This window comes from Pseudomonas sp. GM80 (assembly GCF_000282515.1).
Classification (GTDB): domain Bacteria; phylum Pseudomonadota; class Gammaproteobacteria; order Pseudomonadales; family Pseudomonadaceae; genus Aquipseudomonas.
In genome coordinates, this window is sequence record NZ_AKJD01000063.1 from 115071 (window position 1) to 135274 (window position 20204).

At 60.3% G+C, this 20204-nt stretch carries 17 protein-coding genes and 1 pseudogene; 15 read left to right on the forward strand and 3 right to left on the reverse strand.

Going from position 1 to position 20204, the window contains the following annotated elements:
* Positions 1-339 precede the first annotated feature (339 nt).
* Positions 340-1350, forward strand: a complete 1011-nt coding sequence (locus PMI37_RS10660) for a class 1 fructose-bisphosphatase (protein ID WP_008080580.1) — start codon at positions 340-342, stop codon at positions 1348-1350.
* 3 nt (positions 1351-1353) lie between these two features.
* On the forward strand, positions 1354-1956 hold the full coding sequence (locus PMI37_RS10665) for a DUF924 family protein (RefSeq protein ID WP_008080582.1): 603 nt from the start codon (positions 1354-1356) through the stop codon (positions 1954-1956).
* A gap of 85 nt (positions 1957-2041) precedes the next feature.
* On the opposite strand, the gene PMI37_RS32460 is transcribed toward PMI37_RS10665, so the two are convergent.
* A complete protein-coding gene (locus tag PMI37_RS32460; RefSeq protein WP_371924604.1) occupies positions 2042-2806 on the reverse strand; it encodes a methyl-accepting chemotaxis protein in 765 nt (254 codons plus the stop codon).
* A 93-nt stretch (positions 2807-2899) separates the two neighbouring features.
* A pseudogene (locus PMI37_RS32465) lies at positions 2900-3934 on the reverse strand (HAMP domain-containing protein); the annotation flags it as partial.
* A gap of 281 nt (positions 3935-4215) precedes the next feature.
* On the opposite strand from PMI37_RS32465, the gene PMI37_RS10675 reads away from it, so the two are divergent.
* Positions 4216-4470 carry a hypothetical protein gene (locus PMI37_RS10675; protein WP_003220802.1) on the forward strand — a complete coding sequence of 85 codons (255 nt, stop codon included), beginning with the start codon at positions 4216-4218 and terminating at the stop codon, positions 4468-4470.
* Between the two features lie 30 nt (positions 4471-4500).
* Complete coding sequence (locus PMI37_RS10680; protein ID WP_008080588.1) at positions 4501-5070, forward strand: lipocalin family protein; 570 nt, start codon at positions 4501-4503, stop codon at positions 5068-5070.
* Positions 5071-5158: 88 nt separating this feature from the next.
* Here the strand turns inward: PMI37_RS10680 and PMI37_RS10685 are convergent, their stop codons facing one another.
* Positions 5159-6523, reverse strand: coding sequence for a formimidoylglutamate deiminase (locus PMI37_RS10685; RefSeq protein ID WP_008080589.1), 1365 nt, complete (start codon positions 6521-6523; stop codon positions 5159-5161).
* 146 nt (positions 6524-6669) lie between these two features.
* Here PMI37_RS10685 and hutC point away from each other — a divergent pair, with 146 nt between their 5' ends.
* The 11 genes from hutC (at position 6670) to hutG (ending at position 20017) form a co-directional block, all read left to right on the forward strand.
* Entirely contained in the window at positions 6670-7380 is a 711-nt protein-coding gene (hutC, locus tag PMI37_RS10690; protein WP_162130175.1) for a histidine utilization repressor, read from the forward strand.
* A complete protein-coding gene (locus tag PMI37_RS10695; protein WP_008080590.1) occupies positions 7377-7946 on the forward strand; it encodes a HutD/Ves family protein in 570 nt (189 codons plus the stop codon). Before hutC ends, PMI37_RS10695 begins: the two co-directional genes overlap by 4 nt.
* Positions 7947-8442: 496 nt before the next feature.
* The gene (hutU, locus tag PMI37_RS10700) at positions 8443-10110 is read left to right on the forward strand and encodes a urocanate hydratase (RefSeq protein ID WP_162130775.1); all 1668 of its coding nucleotides are present in this window, start codon (positions 8443-8445) and stop codon (positions 10108-10110) included.
* 122 nt (positions 10111-10232) lie between these two features.
* Complete coding sequence (locus PMI37_RS10705) at positions 10233-11705, forward strand: purine-cytosine permease family protein (RefSeq protein ID WP_008080597.1); 1473 nt, start codon at positions 10233-10235, stop codon at positions 11703-11705.
* Positions 11706-11774: 69 nt separating this feature from the next.
* Positions 11775-12743: an ABC transporter substrate-binding protein gene (locus tag PMI37_RS10710; protein WP_008080599.1), complete on the forward strand. Its 969-nt coding sequence runs from the start codon at positions 11775-11777 to the stop codon at positions 12741-12743.
* An 84-nt stretch (positions 12744-12827) separates the two neighbouring features.
* Positions 12828-13679: an ABC transporter permease gene (locus tag PMI37_RS10715; protein ID WP_008080600.1), complete on the forward strand. Its 852-nt coding sequence runs from the start codon at positions 12828-12830 to the stop codon at positions 13677-13679.
* Positions 13676-14506 (forward strand): quaternary amine ABC transporter ATP-binding protein, encoded by an 831-nt coding sequence (locus PMI37_RS10720; protein WP_008080602.1) that lies wholly within the window; start codon positions 13676-13678, stop codon positions 14504-14506. Before PMI37_RS10715 ends, PMI37_RS10720 begins: the two co-directional genes overlap by 4 nt.
* A gap of 188 nt (positions 14507-14694) precedes the next feature.
* Positions 14695-16218, forward strand: a complete 1524-nt coding sequence (gene hutH, locus PMI37_RS10725) for a histidine ammonia-lyase (protein WP_008080603.1) — start codon at positions 14695-14697, stop codon at positions 16216-16218.
* A gap of 116 nt (positions 16219-16334) precedes the next feature.
* Complete coding sequence (gene hutH / locus PMI37_RS10730) at positions 16335-17867, forward strand: histidine ammonia-lyase (protein ID WP_008080605.1); 1533 nt, start codon at positions 16335-16337, stop codon at positions 17865-17867.
* 130 nt (positions 17868-17997) lie between these two features.
* Positions 17998-19203 (forward strand): imidazolonepropionase, encoded by a 1206-nt coding sequence (gene hutI / locus PMI37_RS10735; protein WP_008080609.1) that lies wholly within the window; start codon positions 17998-18000, stop codon positions 19201-19203.
* A gap of 10 nt (positions 19204-19213) precedes the next feature.
* Positions 19214-20017 (forward strand): N-formylglutamate deformylase, encoded by an 804-nt coding sequence (gene hutG / locus PMI37_RS10740; protein ID WP_008080610.1) that lies wholly within the window; start codon positions 19214-19216, stop codon positions 20015-20017.
* Positions 20018-20204 lie beyond the last annotated feature (187 nt).

Below are 20204 nucleotides of genomic sequence, written 5' to 3' on the forward strand. Positions count from 1 at the left end.
GAATGGCTGGCGCTGCGCGCCAATCGCTGGCAAGCCAGCTCCCACAGGTTATTTGGTGTACACAAAATAGATGAACGACCGAAGTCTTTGTGGGAGCTGGCTTGCCAGCGATGACGGCCGATCAATCAACAAAAATCCTCAAACCGCCGCTATCACTCAACCACCATCCGTCCCGAACCGGTCTACGCTAAACCCGCTACCTGAACTCTCCACCGACAATCACGTCTCATGCAGGCAATTACACCCCAACGCACGTTACCGGGCGTCTTCGCTCGCTACGTTTTCAGACTCCCTGTAAACTGCGCGGGTTTTTAGCCCCCCATTCCACCGGAGCCGTCCATGTCCCGCGTTACCCTGAGTCGCTATTTGATTGAGCAGACCCGCAGCAATAACACTCCTGCCGATCTGCGTTTCCTGATCGAAGTGGTGGCGCGTGCCTGCAAGGAGATCAACCACGCCGTGTCCAAAGGCGCCCTGGGTGGTGTTCTGGGCAGCATGGGCACCGAAAACGTGCAAGGCGAAGTGCAGAAGAAGCTCGACGTGATCTCCAACGAGATCCTGCTCGAAGCCAACGAATGGGGCGGTCACCTGGCCGGCATGGCGTCCGAAGAAATGGACAATGCCTACCAGATCCCGGGCAAATACCCGAAAGGCGCGTACCTGCTGGTATTCGACCCACTGGACGGTTCGTCGAACATCGACATCAACGCTCCGGTCGGCACCATCTTCTCGGTACTGCGTTGCCCGAACGAATACCTGAGCCAGAACGAGCCGCTGAACGAGAAAGCGTTCCTGCAGCCAGGCACCCAGCAAGTAGCCGCCGGTTACGCGATCTACGGCCCGCAAACCATGCTGATCCTGACCTTGGGCGACGGCGTCAAAGGTTTCACCCTGGACCGTGAAATGGGCAGCTTCGTGCTGACCCACGAAAACATCACCATTCCTGAATCGACCCAGGAATTCGCCATCAACATGTCCAACCAGCGTCACTGGGAAGCCCCGGTACAGCGCTACGTCGGCGAGTTGCTGGCCGGTGAAGAAGGTCCGCTGAAAAAGAACTACAACATGCGTTGGGTCGCGGCGATGGTTGCCGACGTACACCGCATCCTGACCCGTGGCGGTCTGTTCATGTACCCGCGCGACAGCCGTGAGCCATCCAAGCCAGGCAAACTGCGTCTGATGTACGAAGCCAACCCGATGTCGTTCCTCGTGGAACAGGCGGGCGGCGCGTCCACCGACGGTCATCAGCGCATTCTCGACATCCAGCCGGAAGGCCTGCACCAGCGCGTAGCGGTGTTCCTCGGCTCGAAAGAAGAAGTCGCACGCGCGACGGCCTACCACAAGGAATAAACCATGACCGCGCCCTGGCAGCCGTTGCTCGATTGGTGGTTCGGACATGCCGAATCACCGGACGAGATATCGGCTGACAAGGGCAAGTTGTGGTTCGGTAAGCGAGACAGCCAAGACCTCGAAGCGCAGACGCGTTTCGGGGTCTTTGTCGATCAGGCCCTGGCCGGCGAATTGACCGAGTGGACGCAACGTCCCGAAGGTTGGCTGGCGCTGGTGTTACTGCTCGATCAACTGCCGCGAATGATCTATCGCGACACCCCCAAAGCATTTTCCGGTGATCTGCGCGCGCAGAAACTCGTCGCCCAAGGCATTGCCGCAGATTTTGATCGGCAGTTGAAACCGATCCAGCGAGTGTTCATTTATCTGGTGTTCGAACACTGCGAAAACCTCGCGGTGCAGAATGAGGCGGTTTCCCGGTTTATCGAACTGGTGGCTGAACAGCCGGAAGCGCAGCGGGCGGTGTTTGCCGATAATCTGGATTATGCCGAGCGGCATCAGAAAGTGATTGCGCGGTTTGGCCGGTTTCCGCATCGCAATGCGGTGTTGGGGCGGGAGTCTACGGCGGAGGAGTTGGTGTTTCTTTCCGAACCGGGTTCGCGGTTCTGATCCCAAAAAAGATCGCAGCCTACGGCAGCTCCTACAGTGAACTCGATCTATGTAGGAGCTGCCGCAGGCTGCGATCTTTTGATCCTTAAATGCGGAAACTACCGACCAATTGCTTCAGACGCGCCGCCTGCTGCTCCAGATCCGAGCATGCGCGCAACGTTGCCTGCAAGTTCTCCACACCTTCCTGATTCAGCGTGTTGATCTCGTTGATATCGACATTGATCGACTCGACCACTGCCGTCTGCTCTTCAGTCGCAGTTGCCACCGACTGGTTCATCCCGTCAATCTCGCCGATACGCTGAGTCACGCTGCCCAGACGCTCGCCGGCCTGGTTGGCGATGCCGACGCTGCTTTCGCTCTCGCGTTGGCTCTCGGTCATGATGCTGACCGCCTGACGCGCGCCGACTTGCAGCTCTTCGATCATCTTCTGCACTTGCTGCGCCGAATCCTGGGTGCGGTGCGCCAGATTACGCACTTCATCGGCAACCACGGCAAAACCACGACCGGCCTCACCGGCACGCGCCGCTTCGATCGCGGCGTTGAGCGCGAGCAAATTGGTCTGCTGGGAAATGCTGGTGATCACTTCGAGAATCTGGCCGATGTTCACCGTGTTGGCGTTCAGGGTTTCGATGTTGCCGCACGAATCGCTGATCTTCGCCGACAGCTGCTGCATGGCCTGAATGGTTTTATCCACTACTTGCTGACCGTCGACCGCGAGGCTGCGCGCATCGCTCGAATGCTGCGAGGCGAGTGCGGCGTTCTGGGCGATTTCCTGCGCGGCGGCGCCGAGCTGGTTGATCGCGGCAGCGACGCTGTTGGTACGGCTGGATTGCTGGTCGGAGTTGTACATCGACGAGTTCGATGCCGCGACCACGCGCAGGGCGACTTCGTTGACCTGGCCGGTGGCCGAGGACACTTCGCGAATCGAGGTGTGAATACGTTCGACGAAACGGTTGAACGAGGTGCCCAGCGCGCCGAATTCATCGTTGCCGTGAATCACCAGGCGTTTGGTCAGGTCGCCTTCACCTTCGGCGATGTCGTGCATGGCGCGGCCCATGGTCAGCAGCGGTTGCATCAACACGCGGATGAGCATGCCGAGCAGGGCGATGATGATCACCACCGCGATGATCATCGCGATCAGCGCCGAGGTGCGGAATTCGCTGAGCATGGCGAACGCGGTGTCTTTGTCCAGCACCAGCGCCACGTACCAGTCGGCCGACGGCACGCCGTTGACGCGGGTGAAGGAGATCAACTGAGTCTTGCCGTCGAACTCGACTTCTTTCAGGCCCGGGCTGACTTTCGGCGCACCGTTCGGGTAGGCCTCGGCGAGGGTTTTGAGTACCAGTTTGCTGTCCGGGTGGATCAGGATCTTGCCATCGGCACTGACGATGAAGGCATGGCCATGGCCGCCGAAGTTCAGCGAGTTGATGATCGCGCTGACGCTGGTCAGGTCGATGTCGGCACCGGCGACGCCGAGCATCTGGCCCTGACGTTGTACCGGAGTGGCGACGGTGATCACCAGTTTGCCCGAGGAGGCGGCGATGTACGGTTCGGTGACGATGGTCTGTTGCGCGCTGTTGGCGGCTTTGTACCAGCCGCGTGCGCGTGGATCGTAATCCGGTGCGCGGTTGCCGGCCGGTACCGAGAACATCACGCCGTCGGCACCGCCGAAATAGCTGAGCTGGAAATTGCCGGTGTAGGCGGGCAGGTCGATGATGCGCTTCAGGCTGGCCGGGGCATTGCCGTCGACAGCCACTTGCTGCGACAGCGATTGCAGCAATTGAATGCGGCTTTCCAGCCAGGTCTGGATGTTGCTGGTGGTCAGGCTGCCCAGTTCCTGCATCGACGCTTCGGTGCTGCTGCTCAGGGCTTCGCGCTGCCGATAGTCGTTGAAGAAAATGAAACAGGCGAACGCAACGGCCACCACAAGTGCGGCCGCCAACAAGATCTTGTGGCTGAATTTCATGTTTCTGGTCATCGAATGAGCTACCGCGAAGGGGCTGGTCAAGAAAGGGCGGCAATTTGCCACACTCGGGGGCTTTGCGCTGCTCTTATTTCGACCGCGGCGCGCCAAAGATTAGGCGTCTTTTGCGAAATGCGACGAAATGCTCAATAGCCCTACAAAGTGTCTGATTTATCGGCAAAAGCCGGACGGGCGGGCTAATAAATAGCCGTCCGGCCACGGAACCAGATGAGGGTTTTCTCTTCTAAGCTTCTGGTTGGCACCATGCCATCCCCCCTCGTTCCAGGAGTTACACCATGTCGTTGCGATCTATCGCCCTTCTGACGTTTTGCGTGCTGTTGGCCGCATGCAGCAAGGTCAATCAGGAAAACTACTCGAAGCTCTCGGCCGGCATGGCCAAGGCCGAAGTCGAGACACTGCTCGGCAAACCGACTGATTGCTCGGGCGCGCTCGGCATGTCCAGTTGCACCTGGGGCGACAAGAACAGCTTTATCAGCGTGCAGTACGCCGGTGACAAAGTGCTGATGTTTTCCGGCCAAGGCCTGAAGTAAACCGGGGCTTCGCGCCCACGGAGAAGAAAAATGAAGCGGTTATTGCTGATCCTTTTTGCCGGCCTGGTACTGGCCGGCTGCGCCACTTCCGGCGTCGACCCGTTGGCGCCGAAAACCGTCAACAGCGTCAATCTCAAGCGCTATCAGGGCACATGGTACGAGCTGGCGCGTTTGCCGATGTACTTCCAGCGCAATTGCGCGCAATCCGAAGCCCATTACACCCTCAAGCCTGACGGCAATGTCGCGGTGCTCAATCGCTGCCTGACCCCGCAATGGCAGTGGGAAGAAGTGAAGGGCACGGCGTCTCCACAGGTGCCGGGCAAGACCGACAAGCTCTGGGTCGAATTCGATACCTGGTTCTCACGCCTGATTCCGGGTGTGGCGAAAGGCGAATACTGGGTGCTGTACGTCAGCGATGACTACAAGACCGCCATCGTCGGCGACCCGAGTCGCAAGTACATGTGGCTGTTGTCGCGCACGCCGACCGTCAACGGTGTGGTGCGCGAGGAGCTGCTGAGCAAGGCGCGTCAGCAGGGCTATGACACCACGCGACTGATCTGGCGAGCGTCGGATCGGCAGATGGCCAAGACTTCGAATTAAGAGCGAAAAGATCGCAGCCTCCGGCAGCTCCTACATGGGAAAGTGTTCACCCTGTAGGAGCTGCCGAAGGCTGCGATCTTTTGCTTTTCTAGCCCAGGAGGTCGCGCAGAACCTGGGTGAAGGCGCGTGCACTTTCTTCTTCGCCAGCATGGCGACCATCGTGCACCACCCACTGGCCATTGACCAGCACATCGCGCACCTGCCGATCGCCACCGGCAAACAACCAGCGATTCAAAATCCCGTCGCCATCGGCCGTCGCCAGATACGGATCGTTACCATCGAGCACAATCCAGTCGGCACGTTTGCCAACCTCCAGCGCACCAATCGGCTGCCCCAACGCCTGCGCACCACCATCCAGCGCCGCGTCATACAACGTGCGCCCGACCATCGGCTGATCCGCGCCATACAAACGGTTACGCCGCTGATCACGCAGACGCTGGCCGTATTCCAGCCAACGCAATTCTTCCACCACACTCAGCGAGACATGGCTGTCGGAACCGATGCCCATGCGCCCGCCCTGCGCGAGGAAATCCACCGCCGGGAAAATTCCGTCGCCCAGGTTGGCTTCAGTGGTCAGGCACAGCCCGGCGATGGCGCGACTCTTGGCCATCAGCGTGACCTCTTCCGGATTGGCGTGAGTGGCATGCACCAGACACCAGCGCTGATCAACTTCGGCATTCTCGTACAGCCATTGCAGCGGACGCCGACCGCTCCAGCTCAGGCAGTCGTCGACTTCTTTCTGCTGTTCGGCGATGTGGATATGAATCGGGCATTGCTTGTCGCTGGCCGCCAGCACTTCGCTGATCTGCTGCGGCGTCACCGCGCGCAACGAGTGGAAGCACAGACCCAGCGATTGCGCCTTTTGCTGCGCCAACATTGGCTGCAAACGTGACTGCAGATTCAGGTAGTTTTCGGTGCTGTTGATGAAGCGGCGCTGACCATCGTTAGGCGTCTGGCCGCCAAATCCGGAGTGGCTGTAAAGCACCGGCAACAGGGTCAAACCGATGCCGCTTTCGCTTGCGGCCTGACTGATGCGCAACGCCAGCTCAGCCGGATCGGCATAAGGCTGGCCATTGCTGTCGTGGTGCACGTAATGAAATTCGGCGACAGAGGTGTAACCGGCCTTGAGCATTTCGATGTACAGCTGACGGGCGATCACGCCGAGCTGATCCGGGCTGATTTTTCCGACGAGCCGATACATCAGATCGCGCCAGGTCCAGAAACTGTCATTCGGATTGCCGGCCACTTCAGCCAGCCCCGCCATCGCCCGCTGGAAAGCATGCGAGTGCAGATTGGGCATCCCCGGCAACAACGGCCCGCTTAGTCGCTCGGCGCCATCTGCGGTGGAATCGGCCTGGATTTGGGTCAGCAGGCCCTCGGCGCTGACCTCAAGACGTACATTGTTGGCCCATCCGTTAGGCAGCAGCGCGCGTTCGGCAAAGAAGGCGGACATGGTTCAGCACCCCATCGTGTGTTATTTGTATATACATATACAGACGTTTGCCTGCCCGGTAAACTCCGGCAAGCTAGCCACTTTCATCCAAAGAACAGGGATCAACCGTGCCGACTCCGCCTCCAGTCTCCCCGTTGGCCGCGAACATGGGCGACAGTCCGGCGCCCTTGTACGCCCGCGTCAAACAGATGATCACCCAGCAGATCGACAGCGGAAACTGGCCGCCGCACTACCGCGTGCCGTCCGAAAGCGAGTTGGTCAATCAACTCGGTTTCAGCCGCATGACCATCAACCGCGCGCTGCGCGAGATGACCGCCGACGGTCTGTTGGTGCGCATGCAAGGCGTCGGCACGTTTGTCGCCGAACCGAAGAGCCAGTCCGCGTTGTTCGAAGTGCACAACATCGCCGACGAAATCGCTTCCCGTGGCCATCGCCACACCTGCCAGGTGATCACCCTCGAAGAAGAGGCCGCCGGTTCCGAGCGCGCGCTGGCGCTGGACATGCGTGAAGGGCAGAAAGTCTTCCACTCGCTGATCGTGCATTACGAAAACGACATTCCGGTGCAAATCGAAGACCGTTTCGTCAACGCGCTGGTCGCCCCGGAATACCTCAAGCAGGACTTCACCCTGCAAACGCCTTACGCCTATCTGAACCAAGTGGCTCCGCTGACCGAGGGCGAGCATGTGGTTGAAGCGATCCTCGCCGAATCCTCCGAGTGCAAGTTGTTGCAGATCGAGAAGGGCGAGCCGTGCTTGTTGATTCGTCGCCGCACGTGGTCGGGGCGGCAGCCGGTGACCGCTGCACGTTTGATTCACCCGGGTTCTCGTCATCGTCTGGAAGGTCGCTTTCATAAATGAGTGAAGTGAAGGTTTTACGCGCTGAGGGTTACCCGCGCATGCCGTGGAAAAACGGCGGCGGCAGCACTGAAGAAATTACCCGTGATGCGGGCGCTGGTCTTGATGGGTTCGGCTGGCGCCTGTCGATTGCCGACATCGCCGAGTCCGGCGGGTTTTCGACGTTCGCCGGTTATCAGCGGGTGATCACCGTATTGCAGGGTGACGGCATGACCCTGTGCGTCGACGGCGACGATACGCGGCCGCTGTTACCGCTCGACCCGTTTGCCTTCAGCGGTGAAAGCCAGGTGTCGTGCACGCTGCTCGGTGGCGCGATTCGCGACTTCAACCTGATCTATGCGCCGCAGCGTTACAGCGCGCGGTTGCAGTGGTTGGACGGTGAGCAGCGATTCTTCAGCTCGGCGGGGACGGTATTGGTGTTCAGTGTCAGTGAGTTGCTGGAAGTGCAGGTCGGTGACACTGCGTCGCAACTCGGTCGCCATGATTGCCTGCAACTGGACGGTAACAGTGGCCTGATCGAAATAGCCACCAATGCCCCTTGCTGCGTAATCGAACTCCTCCAAAACTGACCAAAACCCCCTGTGGCGAGGGGATTTATCCCCGATGGGCTGCGCAGCAGCCCCGCTTCTTCTAATCGAAAAATGGGGCCGCTTCGCGACCCAACGGGGATAAATCCCCTCGCCACAAATGCATTCACACTTCCTGTTTCCATCCTCGCACCAACTTGTTACCGAACGCCCCAGCGTGGCGCAAAACCTCGCTTTCGAAACAATCTCCAACCCCCTCCATCAATACCCTCGAAATATTTCATCCACGCCTGAACCCTTGATTCAGGCGCCCTCCAGCCGCGTCCGCATTTTTTCTTGAACACCCCTCCAAAAAGTTGGCCGCTTGATTGCATATGCTTGTATGTACAAGTAAAGACGTATGCGTATGAGTCGTTCGAGACTCTCCGCAGCGTCCACTGATTCGCTTGTCGCGCAGCGAAGCGCGCAGGCTGCTTGCCCACTGCCAGGGTTGGTTTGAATTGATCGCTGAGGAGTCTCTTTCGTGACTGATAACAAAATGACTAAGTTTCGCGACGTCGAAATCCGTGCCGCCCGCGGCAACAAGCTGACCGCCAAGAGCTGGCTGACCGAAGCGCCGCTGCGCATGCTGATGAACAACCTCGACCCGGAAGTCGCCGAGAACCCGAAAGAACTGGTGGTTTACGGTGGTATCGGTCGCGCCGCGCGTAACTGGGAGTGCTACGACAAAATCGTCGAAAGCCTGACCAACCTGAATGACGACGAGACCCTGCTGGTGCAATCCGGCAAGCCGGTCGGCGTGTTCAAGACCCACAGCAACGCCCCGCGCGTGCTGATCGCCAACTCCAACCTCGTCCCGCACTGGGCGAGCTGGGAGCACTTCAACGAACTCGACGCCAAAGGCCTGGCCATGTACGGCCAGATGACCGCCGGCAGCTGGATCTACATCGGCAGCCAAGGCATCGTTCAAGGCACCTACGAAACCTTCGTTGAAGCCGGTCGCCAGCACTACAACGACAACCTCACCGGCAAGTGGGTATTGACCGCTGGCCTCGGTGGCATGGGCGGCGCGCAACCTCTGGCCGCAACCCTGGCTGGCGCGTGCTCGCTGAACATCGAATGCCAACAAGTGAGCATCGATTTCCGCCTGAAAAGCCGCTACGTCGACGAGCAAGCCAAAGACCTCGACGACGCCCTCGCGCGCATCGACAAATACACCAAAGAAGGCAAAGCGATCTCCATCGCGCTGCTGGGTAACGCCGCAGAAATTCTGCCGGAACTGGTCAAGCGCGGCGTGCGCCCGGACATGGTCACCGACCAGACCAGCGCCCACGACCCGCTCAACGGTTACCTGCCTGCCGGCTGGACTTGGGACGAATACCGCGCCCGCGCCAAGACCGAGCCCGCCGCTGTGATCAAAGCCGCCAAGCAGTCGATGGCCGTGCACGTCAAAGCCATGCTGGAATTCCAGAAACAAGGCATTCCGACCTTCGACTACGGCAACAACATCCGTCAGATGGCACAGGAAGAGGGCGTCGAAAACGCGTTCGACTTCCCGGGTTTCGTACCGGCTTACATCCGTCCGCTGTTCTGCCGTGGCATCGGCCCGTTCCGTTGGGCGGCGCTGTCCGGCGATCCGCAAGACATCTACAAAACCGACGCCAAGGTCAAAGAGCTCATTCCGGACGACGCGCACCTGCACAACTGGCTGGACATGGCCCGCGAGCGCATCAGCTTCCAGGGTCTGCCGGCACGTATCTGCTGGGTCGGCCTGGGCCTGCGCGCCAAGCTCGGTCTGGCCTTCAACGAGATGGTGCGCAGCGGTGAGCTGTCGGCGCCGATCGTCATCGGTCGCGACCACCTCGACTCCGGCTCGGTGGCTAGCCCCAACCGTGAAACCGAATCGATGCAGGACGGCTCCGACGCCGTTTCCGACTGGCCCCTGCTCAACGCTCTGCTCAATACCGCGAGCGGCGCGACCTGGGTTTCCCTGCACCACGGCGGCGGCGTCGGCATGGGCTTTTCGCAGCACTCGGGCATGGTGATTGTCTGCGACGGTACGGACGAAGCGGCCGAGCGCATTGCCCGTGTACTGCACAACGACCCGGCCACTGGCGTTATGCGCCACGCCGATGCCGGTTACCAGATCGCCATCGACTGCGCCAAGGAACAGGGCCTGAACCTGCCGATGATTACCGGCAAATAAATGCAAAAGCCCTGTAGGAGCTGCCGCAGGCTGCGATCTTTTGATGTTGGTTTTTCAAGATCAAAAGATCGCAGCCTGCGGCAGCTCCTACAGAGAATCTAACAATCCACAGAGGTTGAATCATGGCTGTCAACACCGATCGTGCAAGCAACAAACCGTTGATCGAAAGGCGTTCGATCGACTACATCCCGGAAGCGGAAAGACACGGTCGTCTGTTCAGCCAATTCACCCTGTGGATGGGCGCCAACCTGCAAATCACTGCGATTGTCACCGGGGCTTTGGCCGTGGTGCTCGGGGGTGATGTGTTCTGGTCGCTGATCGGTCTGTTGATCGGTCAATTGCTCGGCGGCGGCGTGATGGCGCTGCACGCCGCGCAAGGGCCGAAACTCGGCCTGCCGCAGATGATCTCCAGCCGCGTGCAGTTCGGCGTGTATGGCGCGGCGATTCCCATCGTGTTGGTGTGCCTGATGTACCTGGGTTTCACCGCGACCGGTACCGTGCTTTCCGGCCAGGCGTTGGGCCAACTGTTTAGCGTCAGCGACAGCGTCGGCATCCTGATTTTCGCCAGCGTGATCGTGGTAGTCACGGTGCTCGGTTATCGGGTGATCCACTGGATCGGCCGTGTCGCCAGCGTCATTGGCGTGATCGCTTTCGTCTTCCTGTTCTGGCGTCTGATGAGCCAGACCGACGTCGGCGCACTCCTGCAAATCCGTCATTTCAGTTGGAGCAGCTTCCTGCTCGCGGTGTCGCTCGCGGCCTCCTGGCAGATCGCGTTTGGCCCTTACGTGGCTGACTATTCCCGTTACCTGCCGAGCAATACCTCGGCGGTGAAAACCTTCTTCGCCGCCGGTGCCGGTTCAGTGGTCGGCGCGCAGGTGGCGATGATCCTCGGCGTGTTCGCGGCGGCTTCGGCCAACGGCCAGTTCGCCGGTCACGAAGTTGCCTACATCGTCGGTCTGGGTGGCACCGGTGCCACCGCTGCGCTGCTGTACTTCAGCATCGCATTCGGCAAGGTGACCATCTCGACGCTGAACTCCTACGGCAGCTTCATGTGCATCGCGACCATCATCAGTGGTTTCAAAGGTCACCTGACCGTTACGCGTATGCAGCGTCTGGTGTTCGTGCTGGTGATCGTTGGCGCGGCGACCCTGATCGCGCTGCTCGGTCAGCACTCGTTCCTCGGTGCCTTCAAGTCTTTCATCCTGTTCCTGCTCGCGTTCTTCACCCCGTGGAGCGCGATCAATCTGGTCGACTACTACTGCATCACCCGTGAGCGTTACGACGTACCGGCGCTGGCCGATCCGAACGGTCGCTACGGTCGCTGGAACTTGCTCGGCATCAGCGTCTACGTGTTCGGTGTGCTGGTGCAGTTGCCGTTCATCTCCACCAAGTTCTACACCGGCCCGCTGGTGGCGGCCCTCGGTGATGTGGATATCTCCTGGATCATCGGCCTGGTGCTGCCGGCCGTCGTTTACTACGTGTGCGCAAAAAAATGGCACAGCGCGGTGCCCGATCAACTGATTCTGCCGGTCGAGCAGAACAGCGTTGTACAACCTAAAACAAGCGGGGCCGGTCGCGCTGCGGCGCAGGCCTGATTGGACGTGGACAGGGCTGGATGCCTCTTGACTGCCGTAAGCCAATTCATGATTAGGAGCGTCACAACAATGAAATCGAACAAGACCCTGCTGACCACATTGCTGTCCATGGGCCTGCTGGCCAGTGCCGGCGCGACGCAAGCCGCCGGCTGGTGCGAATCGGGCAAACCGGTGAAATTCGCCGGGCTGAACTGGGAAAGCGGCATGCTCCTGACCGACGTCCTGCAAGTGTTGCTGGAGAAAGGCTACGACTGCAAGACCGACAGTTTGCCGGGCAACTCCATCACCATGGAAAACGCCCTGAGCAGCAACGATATTCAAGTGTTCGCCGAAGAGTGGGTCGGCCGCAGCGAGGTCTGGAACAAGGCCGAGAAGGCCGGCAAGGTCGTCGGTGTCGGCGCACCTGTGGTGGGCGCTGTCGAAGGCTGGTACGTGCCGCGCTACGTGATCGAAGGCGATGCCAAACGCAAGCTGGAACCGAAAGCCCCGGACTTGAAAAACATCGCTGACCTGGGCAAATACGCCGCCGTGTTCAAAGACGCCGAAGAGCCTTCCAAGGGCCGTTTCTACAACTGCCCGGCCGGCTGGACCTGCGAGCTGGATAACAGCGAAATGCTCAAAAGCTACGGCCTCGAAAGCAGCTATACCAACTTCCGTCCAGGCACCGGCCCGGCGCTGGATGCGGCGGTGCTGTCGAGCTACAAGCGTGGCGAGCCGATCCTGTTCTACTACTGGTCGCCAACCCCGCTGATGGGCCAGGTTGACCTGGTCAAACTCGAAGAAAAACCCGGCGTCGACAAGTCCGTGAGCATCAAGGTCGGCCTGTCCAAGACCTTCCACGACGAAGCCCCGGAACTGGTCGCCGTGCTGGAAAAGGTCAACCTGCCGATCGACCTGCTGAACCAGAACCTGGGACGCATGGCCAAGGAACGTATCGAGTCGCCGAAACTGGCGAAAATCTTCCTCAAGGAACATCCTGAGGTCTGGCATGCGTGGGTCAGTGACGACGCTGCCAAGAAAATCGACGCGGCGCTGTAGGTCGATACCTCCCGGCCAACCGAGAGGCAGGCCGGGAGATATGCCGTAAACGCTTGATTTGAGATTTCTGATTGAGAGCCGCTTATGTTTCCCGAGAGCTTTACCTTTTCCATCGCCGACTGGGTCAACGGTTGGGTCGATTCGCTGGTCACCAATTACGGTGATGTGTTCCGCCACATCTCCGACACCCTGCTGTGGGCCATCGTCAACCTTGAAGGCATGCTGCGCGCAGCGCCGTGGTGGCTGATGCTGGCGATCGTCGGTGTGATCGCCTGGCACGCCACGCGCAAAGTGGTGACCACTGCGGTCATCGTCGGTTTGTTGTTCCTCGTCGGCGCGGTCGGCCTGTGGGACAAACTCATGCAGACACTGGCGCTGATGATGGTCGCGACGATCATTTCGGTGCTGATCGGCATCCCGCTGGGGATTCTTTCGGCACGCAGCAATCGCCTGCGTTCGGTGCTGATGCCGCTGCTCGACATCATGCAAACCATGCCAAGTTTCGTGTACCTGATCCCGGTGCTGATGTTGTTCGGTCTGGGCAAGGTCCCGGCGATTTTCGCCACGGTGATCTACGCCGCGCCGCCGTTGATTCGCCTGACTGATCTGGGCATCCGCCAAGTTGACGGCGAAGTGATGGAAGCGATCAACGCGTTCGGCGCCAACCGCTGGCAGCAACTGTTCGGTGTGCAATTGCCACTGGCCCTGCCGAGCATCATGGCCGGGATCAACCAGACCACCATGATGGCCTTGTCGATGGTGGTGATCGCCTCGATGATCGGCGCCCGAGGCCTGGGTGAAGATGTGCTGGTGGGGATTCAGACCCTCAACGTTGGACGTGGCCTTGAGGCCGGTCTGGCGATCGTGATTCTCGCAGTGGTCATCGACCGCATTACTCAGGCGTACGGTCGGCCACGGCATGAGGTGAGCAAATGAGCAACGCAACCGTGAGCAAGATCGAAGTCAAAAACGTCTTCAAGATTTTCGGCAACCGCGCCAAGGACGCACTGGCGATGGTCGGCCAGGGCAAGACCAAGGATCAGGTGCTGAGCGAGACCGGTTGCGTGGTCGGCGTGAACGACCTGTCGCTGAGCATCGGCACCGGCGAAATCTTCGTGATCATGGGCCTGTCCGGCTCCGGCAAATCGACGCTGGTGCGTCACTTCAATCGGCTGATCGACCCGACCAGCGGCGCGATCCTCGTCGACGGTGTGGACATCCTGCAATACGACATGGACGCCCTGCGCGAGTTTCGCCGGCACAAGATCAGCATGGTGTTCCAGAGCTTCGGCCTGTTGCCGCACAAGAGCGTACTCGACAACGTCGCCTACGGCCTGAAGGTGCGCGGCGAGAGCAAGCAAATGTGCGCGGAACGTGCGCTGCACTGGATCAACACCGTGGGCCTGAAGGGCTACGAAAACAAATACCCGCACCAGCTCTCCGGCGGCATGCGCCAGCGTGTTGGTCTGGCCCGCGCCTTGGCGGCAGACACCGACATCATCCTGATGGACGAAGCGTTCAGTGCGCTGGATCCGCTGATCCGCGCCGAGATGCAGGATCAGTTGCTGGAGCTGCAAAAGACTTTGCACAAGACCATCGTCTTCATCACTCACGACCTCGATGAGGCGGTGCGTATCGGCAACCGCATTGCGATTCTCAAGGATGGGAAGTTGATTCAGGTCGGCACGCCGAGAGAGATCCTGCATTCGCCGGCGGATGAGTACGTTGACCGATTCGTTCAGCGGCGTGCTGCGGTGGTTTGATCTGAATTATGCAGTGCACTGACTGGCCCTATCGCTGGCAAGCCAGCTCCCACAGGGGTTGTGTGAACAATGAGGGCTGGCAGGCCCAGTTCCTACAGAGATTGTGTGAACACTGAAGATCCTGTGGGAGCTGGCTTGCCAGCGATGAGGCCGGTGAAGCTGCATCAATATTAAGGTTGAGGTTTTAGATGTCCCAGGCTGAAAAAATCGTTATCACCGGCAGCCCCTTGCGTTGGCAGGACGTGGTCGCCGTCGCCCGTCACGGCGCGCATCTCGAATTGTCGAGCGACACCTGGGCGCGCATCGAAAACGCCCAGGCCATCGTCCAGCGCATCGTCGCCAGCGGTGAGCGCGCTTATGGCGTCAACACCGGCCTGGGTGGTTTGTCCAATGTTTCGCTTAAAGACCAACAACTCAGCCAGCTCTCGCGCAACACCTTGCTCAGCCATGCCTGCGGCGTCGGCCCGGTACTCGCCGACGAGCAGACCCGCGCGATCATCTGCGCCGCCATTCACAACTACAGCCACGGCAAATCCGGGCTGCATCGCCGGGTCGTCGAAGGGCTGCTGGCGCTGCTCAATCGTGGCATCACCCCGCAAGTGCCGTCGCAAGGCTCGGTCGGTTACCTGACGCACATGGCGCACATTGGCATCACGCTGCTCGGCGTCGGCAATGTCAGCTATCGCGGGCAGATTATTTGCGCACAACAAGCGTTGGCCGAGGAAGGCCTGCAACCGGTGCAGCTCGGCGCAAAAGACGGCTTGTGCCTGGTCAACGGCACGCCGTGCATGACCGGCCTCAGCTGTCTGGCGATTGCCGATGCCACGCGTCTGGTGCAATGGGCCGACGTCATCGGCGCAATGAGTTTTGAAGCCCAGCGCGGCCAGATCGACGCGTTCGACGCTGAGATCATCGCGTTGAAACCGCACCCGGGCATGCAACAGGTCGGCATCAATCTGCGTGCGTTGCTCGACGGCAGTGAAGTGATTGCGTCGAGCAAAGGCATTCGTACGCAGGATGCGCTGAGTATCCGCTCGATCCCGCAGGTACACGGTGCCGCGCGCGATCAACTCGATCATGCGATCAAACAGGTCGAAGCCGAACTCAATGGCTGCACCGATAACCCGCTGTTGCTGGGTACGCCGGACAATTTCCGGGTGATGTCGCAAGCCAACCCGCACGGCCAATCGGTGGCGATGGCGGCCGATTTGCTGGCGATTGCCATGGCCGAAATCGGCTCGATTGCCGAGCGTCGACTCGATCGTCTGGTCAACCCGCACGTCAGCGGTCTGCCGGCGTTTCTGGTGGCCAATCCGGGAGTGAACTCGGGGATGATGATCGTCCAGTACGTCGCCGCGTCGCTGTGTGCGGAAAACCGTCAATTGGCGCAACCGGCGGTGCTCGACAACTACATCACTTCGGGTCTGCAGGAAGACCACTTGAGCATGGGCACCAACGCCGCGCTGAAGCTGCATCGCGCGCTGGAAAACTGCACGCAGATCCTCGCCATCGAATATCTGCTGGCGGCGCAGGCGTTTGAATTCCTCAAGGAACAACGCTTCGGCGCGGGCACCGATATCGCTTGGCGACTGCTACGCGAAAAAGTCCCGGCCTACGATCAGGATCGCTGGCTGGCGCCGGATATCGCTGCCGCTGCGAGCGTGTTGAAAGCCCCGAATCTGCTGCACAACGTTTTACCGAATTTGCACTGAAAAATACCCACGCCAGCGTGCCAAGGCGCGACTCCCCAAAAGGCGAGACGCGACGGACAACGGACATCTCCGGAGCGTCTGGCGAGTTAATAACAAACTCTCAAAAGGAGCACAAAATGACTGCGCTGAACCTGATTCCCGGCCAACTGAGCCTGGCCCAACTGCGTGACGTCTACCAGAACCCGGTCAAGCTGACTCTCGACAACAGCGCATCGCAGCAGATCGAAGCCAGCGTCGCTTGCGTTGAACAGATCCTCGCCGAGAACCGCACCGCCTACGGCATCAACACCGGTTTCGGCCTGCTGGCCTCGACGCGCATTGCCAGCGAAGACCTGGAAAACCTGCAGCGCTCGCTGGTGTTGTCCCACGCTGCCGGTGTTGGCGTGCCGATCAGCGATGAGCTGGTGCGTTTGATCATGGTGCTCAAGGTCAACAGCCTCAGCCGTGGCTTTTCCGGCATTCGCCGTGTGGTGATCGATGCGCTGATCGCGCTGATCAATGCCGAGGTCTATCCGCACATTCCGCTGAAAGGTTCGGTGGGCGCGTCGGGTGACCTGGCGCCGTTGGCGCATATGTCGCTGGTGCTGCTGGGCGAGGGCAAGGCGCGCTACAAGGGTGAGTGGATGGAGGCTGTTGAAGCGCTGAAAGTCGCCGGCCTGACGCCGCTGACTTTAGCGGCTAAAGAAGGTCTGGCGCTGCTCAACGGCACGCAGGTTTCCACCGCGTTTGCATTGCGTGGTCTGTTTGAAGGTGAAGACCTTTTTGCCGGTGCTTTGGCGCTGGGCGGCCTTACCGTTGAAGCTGTACTGGGTTCGCGCTCGCCGTTCGACGCACGCATTCACGCCGCGCGTGGCCAGAAAGGTCAGATCGACGCCGCTGCGGCTTACCGTGATCTGCTCGGTGAGCGCAGCGAAGTGTCCGACTCGCACCAGAACTGCGAGAAGGTTCAGGACCCGTACTCGCTGCGCTGCCAGCCGCAAGTCATGGGCGCTTGCCTGACCCAGTTCCGTCAGGCTGCTGAAGTGCTCGCGGTTGAAGCCAACGCCGTTTCTGATAACCCGCTGGTCTTCGCCGCTGAGGGCGACGTGATTTCCGGCGGTAACTTCCACGCCGAACCGGTGGCCATGGCTGCTGACAACATGGCGTTGGCCATCGCCGAAATCGGCTCCCTGAGTGAGCGTCGCATCTCGCTGATGATGGACAAGCACATGTCGCAGCTGCCGCCGTTCCTGGTGGCCAATGGCGGGGTGAACTCCGGGTTCATGATTGCGCAGGTGACGGCAGCGGCGTTGGCCAGCGAGAACAAAGCGCTGTCCCATCCGCATTCGGTGGACAGTCTGCCGACTTCGGCCAACCAGGAAGACCACGTTTCCATGGCGCCTGCGGCCGGCAAACGTCTGTGGGAAATGGCCGAAAACACCCGCGGGATTCTCGCGGTGGAATGGCTGGCGGCGGTGCAGGGGCTGGATTTGCGTAACGGCCTGAAGACTTCGGCGAAGCTGGAGCAGGCGCGGGCGATTTTGCGCAAGGAAGTGCCGTTTTACGAGAAGGACCGCTTCTTTGCGCCGGACATCAATGCGGCGACTGAGCTGTTGGCTTCGCGCTGCCTGACGGATCTGGTTCCGGCGAAGTTGCTGCCTAGTTTGTAACCCACCCACTGATCGTTCCCACGCTCCGCGTGGGAATGCCTCAAGGGACGCTCCGCGTCCAGTGACGCGGAGCGTCACGGGCTGCATTCCCACGCAGAGCGTGGGAACGATCACAAGACGAGGATTTGGGATGAAAACCCTCTGGCAACACTGCCACGTCGCAACCATGGCGCAAGGCGTCTACTCGATCATCGAGGATGCGGCCATCGTGACGTCCGGTGCGCTCATCGAATGGATCGGCCCGCGCAATCAATTGCCGTCCGGCGAATACCCGGCGGTCAATGACCTGCAAGGCGCGTGGGTCACTCCCGGCCTGATCGACTGCCACACCCACACGGTGTTCGGTGGCAACCGCAGCGGCGAATTCGAAAAACGCCTGCAAGGCGTCAGCTATGCGGAGATCGCAGCGTCCGGCGGCGGCATCGCCAGCACCGTGCGCGCGACGCGCGAAGCCACTGAAGACGAGCTGTTCGCCAGCGCCGCCAAACGCCTGAAAAGCCTGATGCGCGACGGCGTGACCACGGTTGAAATGAAATCCGGCTACGGTCTCGATCTGGTCAACGAGCGCAAGATCCTCCGGGTCATCCGTCGTCTGCAGAAAGAGCTGCCGATCAGCGTACGCAGCACCTGTCTGGCCGCCCACGCGTTGCCGCCGGAATACAAGGATCGCGCCGACGAATACATCGAGCTGATCTGCAAGGAAATGCTGCCCGCACTGGCTGCCGAAGGCCTGGTCGATGCCGTGGATGCCTTCTGTGAATACCTGGCGTTCTCGCCGGAGCAAGTCGAGCGCGTGTTCATCGCCGCACAAAAACTCGGTTTGCCGGTGAAGCTGCACGCCGAGCAATTGTCGTCGCTGCACGGCTCCAGTCTTGCTGCGCGCTATAAGGCGTTGTCCGCCGATCATCTGGAGTTCATGGACGAGGCCGACGCCATCGCCATGGCTGCAGCCGACACCGTCGCAGTGCTGCTGCCGGGCGCGTTCTACTTTCTGCGCGAAACCCAGTTGCCGCCGATGGACGCCCTGCGCAAACACAAAGTGAAGATCGCCATCGCCAGCGACCTCAACCCCGGCACCTCGCCGGCGCTGTCGTTGCGGCTGATGTTGAACATGGCTTGCACCTGTTTCCGCATGACCCCGGAAGAAGCCTTGGCCGGCGCCACCATTCACGCCGCGCAAGCACTGGGCATGGCCGACACCCATGGTTCGCTGGAAGTCGGCAAGGTTGCGGATTTCGTCGCCTGGCACATCGATCGTCCGGCGGACCTGGCCTATTGGCTGGGTGGTGATCTGGACAAACGCGTCGTGCGTCACGGCGTCGAATCAAATCTGTAGGAGAGCGGTTGTGGATAAGGTTCTGAATTTCCAACAAGGCCGCGTGCCGTTGCTGATCAGCATGCCGCATGCGGGCCTGCGCTTGACCCCGGTGGTCGAGGCCGGATTGATCGCGGACGCGAAAAGCCTGCCGGACACCGACTGGCACATTCCGCAGCTGTACGATTTCGCTGAAGAACTGGGCGCCAGTACTTTGGCTGCCGAGTACTCGCGCTTCGTCATCGACCTCAATCGACCGTCCGACGATAAACCGCTGTACACCGGCGCCACTACCGGGCTGTACCCGGCGACGCTGTTCGATGGCATTGCGTTGTTCCGCGAAGGGCACGAACCTTCGAACGAAGAGCGTGCGACATATCTGGAGCAAATCTGGACGCCCTATCACCGCACCCTTCAGCAAGAGCTGGCACGGATGAAGGCCGAGTTCGGTTATGCGCTGCTGTTCGATGCGCACTCGATCCGTTCGATCATCCCGCACCTGTTCGACGGCAAACTGCCGGATTTCAACCTCGGCACGTTCAACGGCGCCAGTTGCGATCCGCAGCTCGCTACGCAACTGGAAGCGATCTGCGCGCGCCATGACGATTACAGCCACGTGCTCAACGGCCGCTTCAAGGGCGGCCACATCACCCGCCAATACGGCAACCCGGCCGAGAACATCCACGCGGTGCAGCTGGAGTTGTGCCAGAGCACCTACATGGAAGAGTTCGAACCGTTCCGCTATCGCCCCGACCTGGCCGAGCCAACGCGGGTGGTACTCAAGGAATTGCTGCAGCACTATCTGGCCTGGGGCGAAAAACACTACCGCGGCTAACTCACCCTGTAGGAGCTGCCGAAGGCTGCGATCTTTTGATCTTCTTGATCGTTCCCACGCTCTGCGTGGGAATGCCTCTTGGGACGCTCCGCGTCCAGTGATGCGGAGCATCACGGGCTGCATTCCCACGCGGAGCGTGGGAACGATCAAGATCGCAGCCTTCGGCAGCTCCTACAAAGGAGCAAGT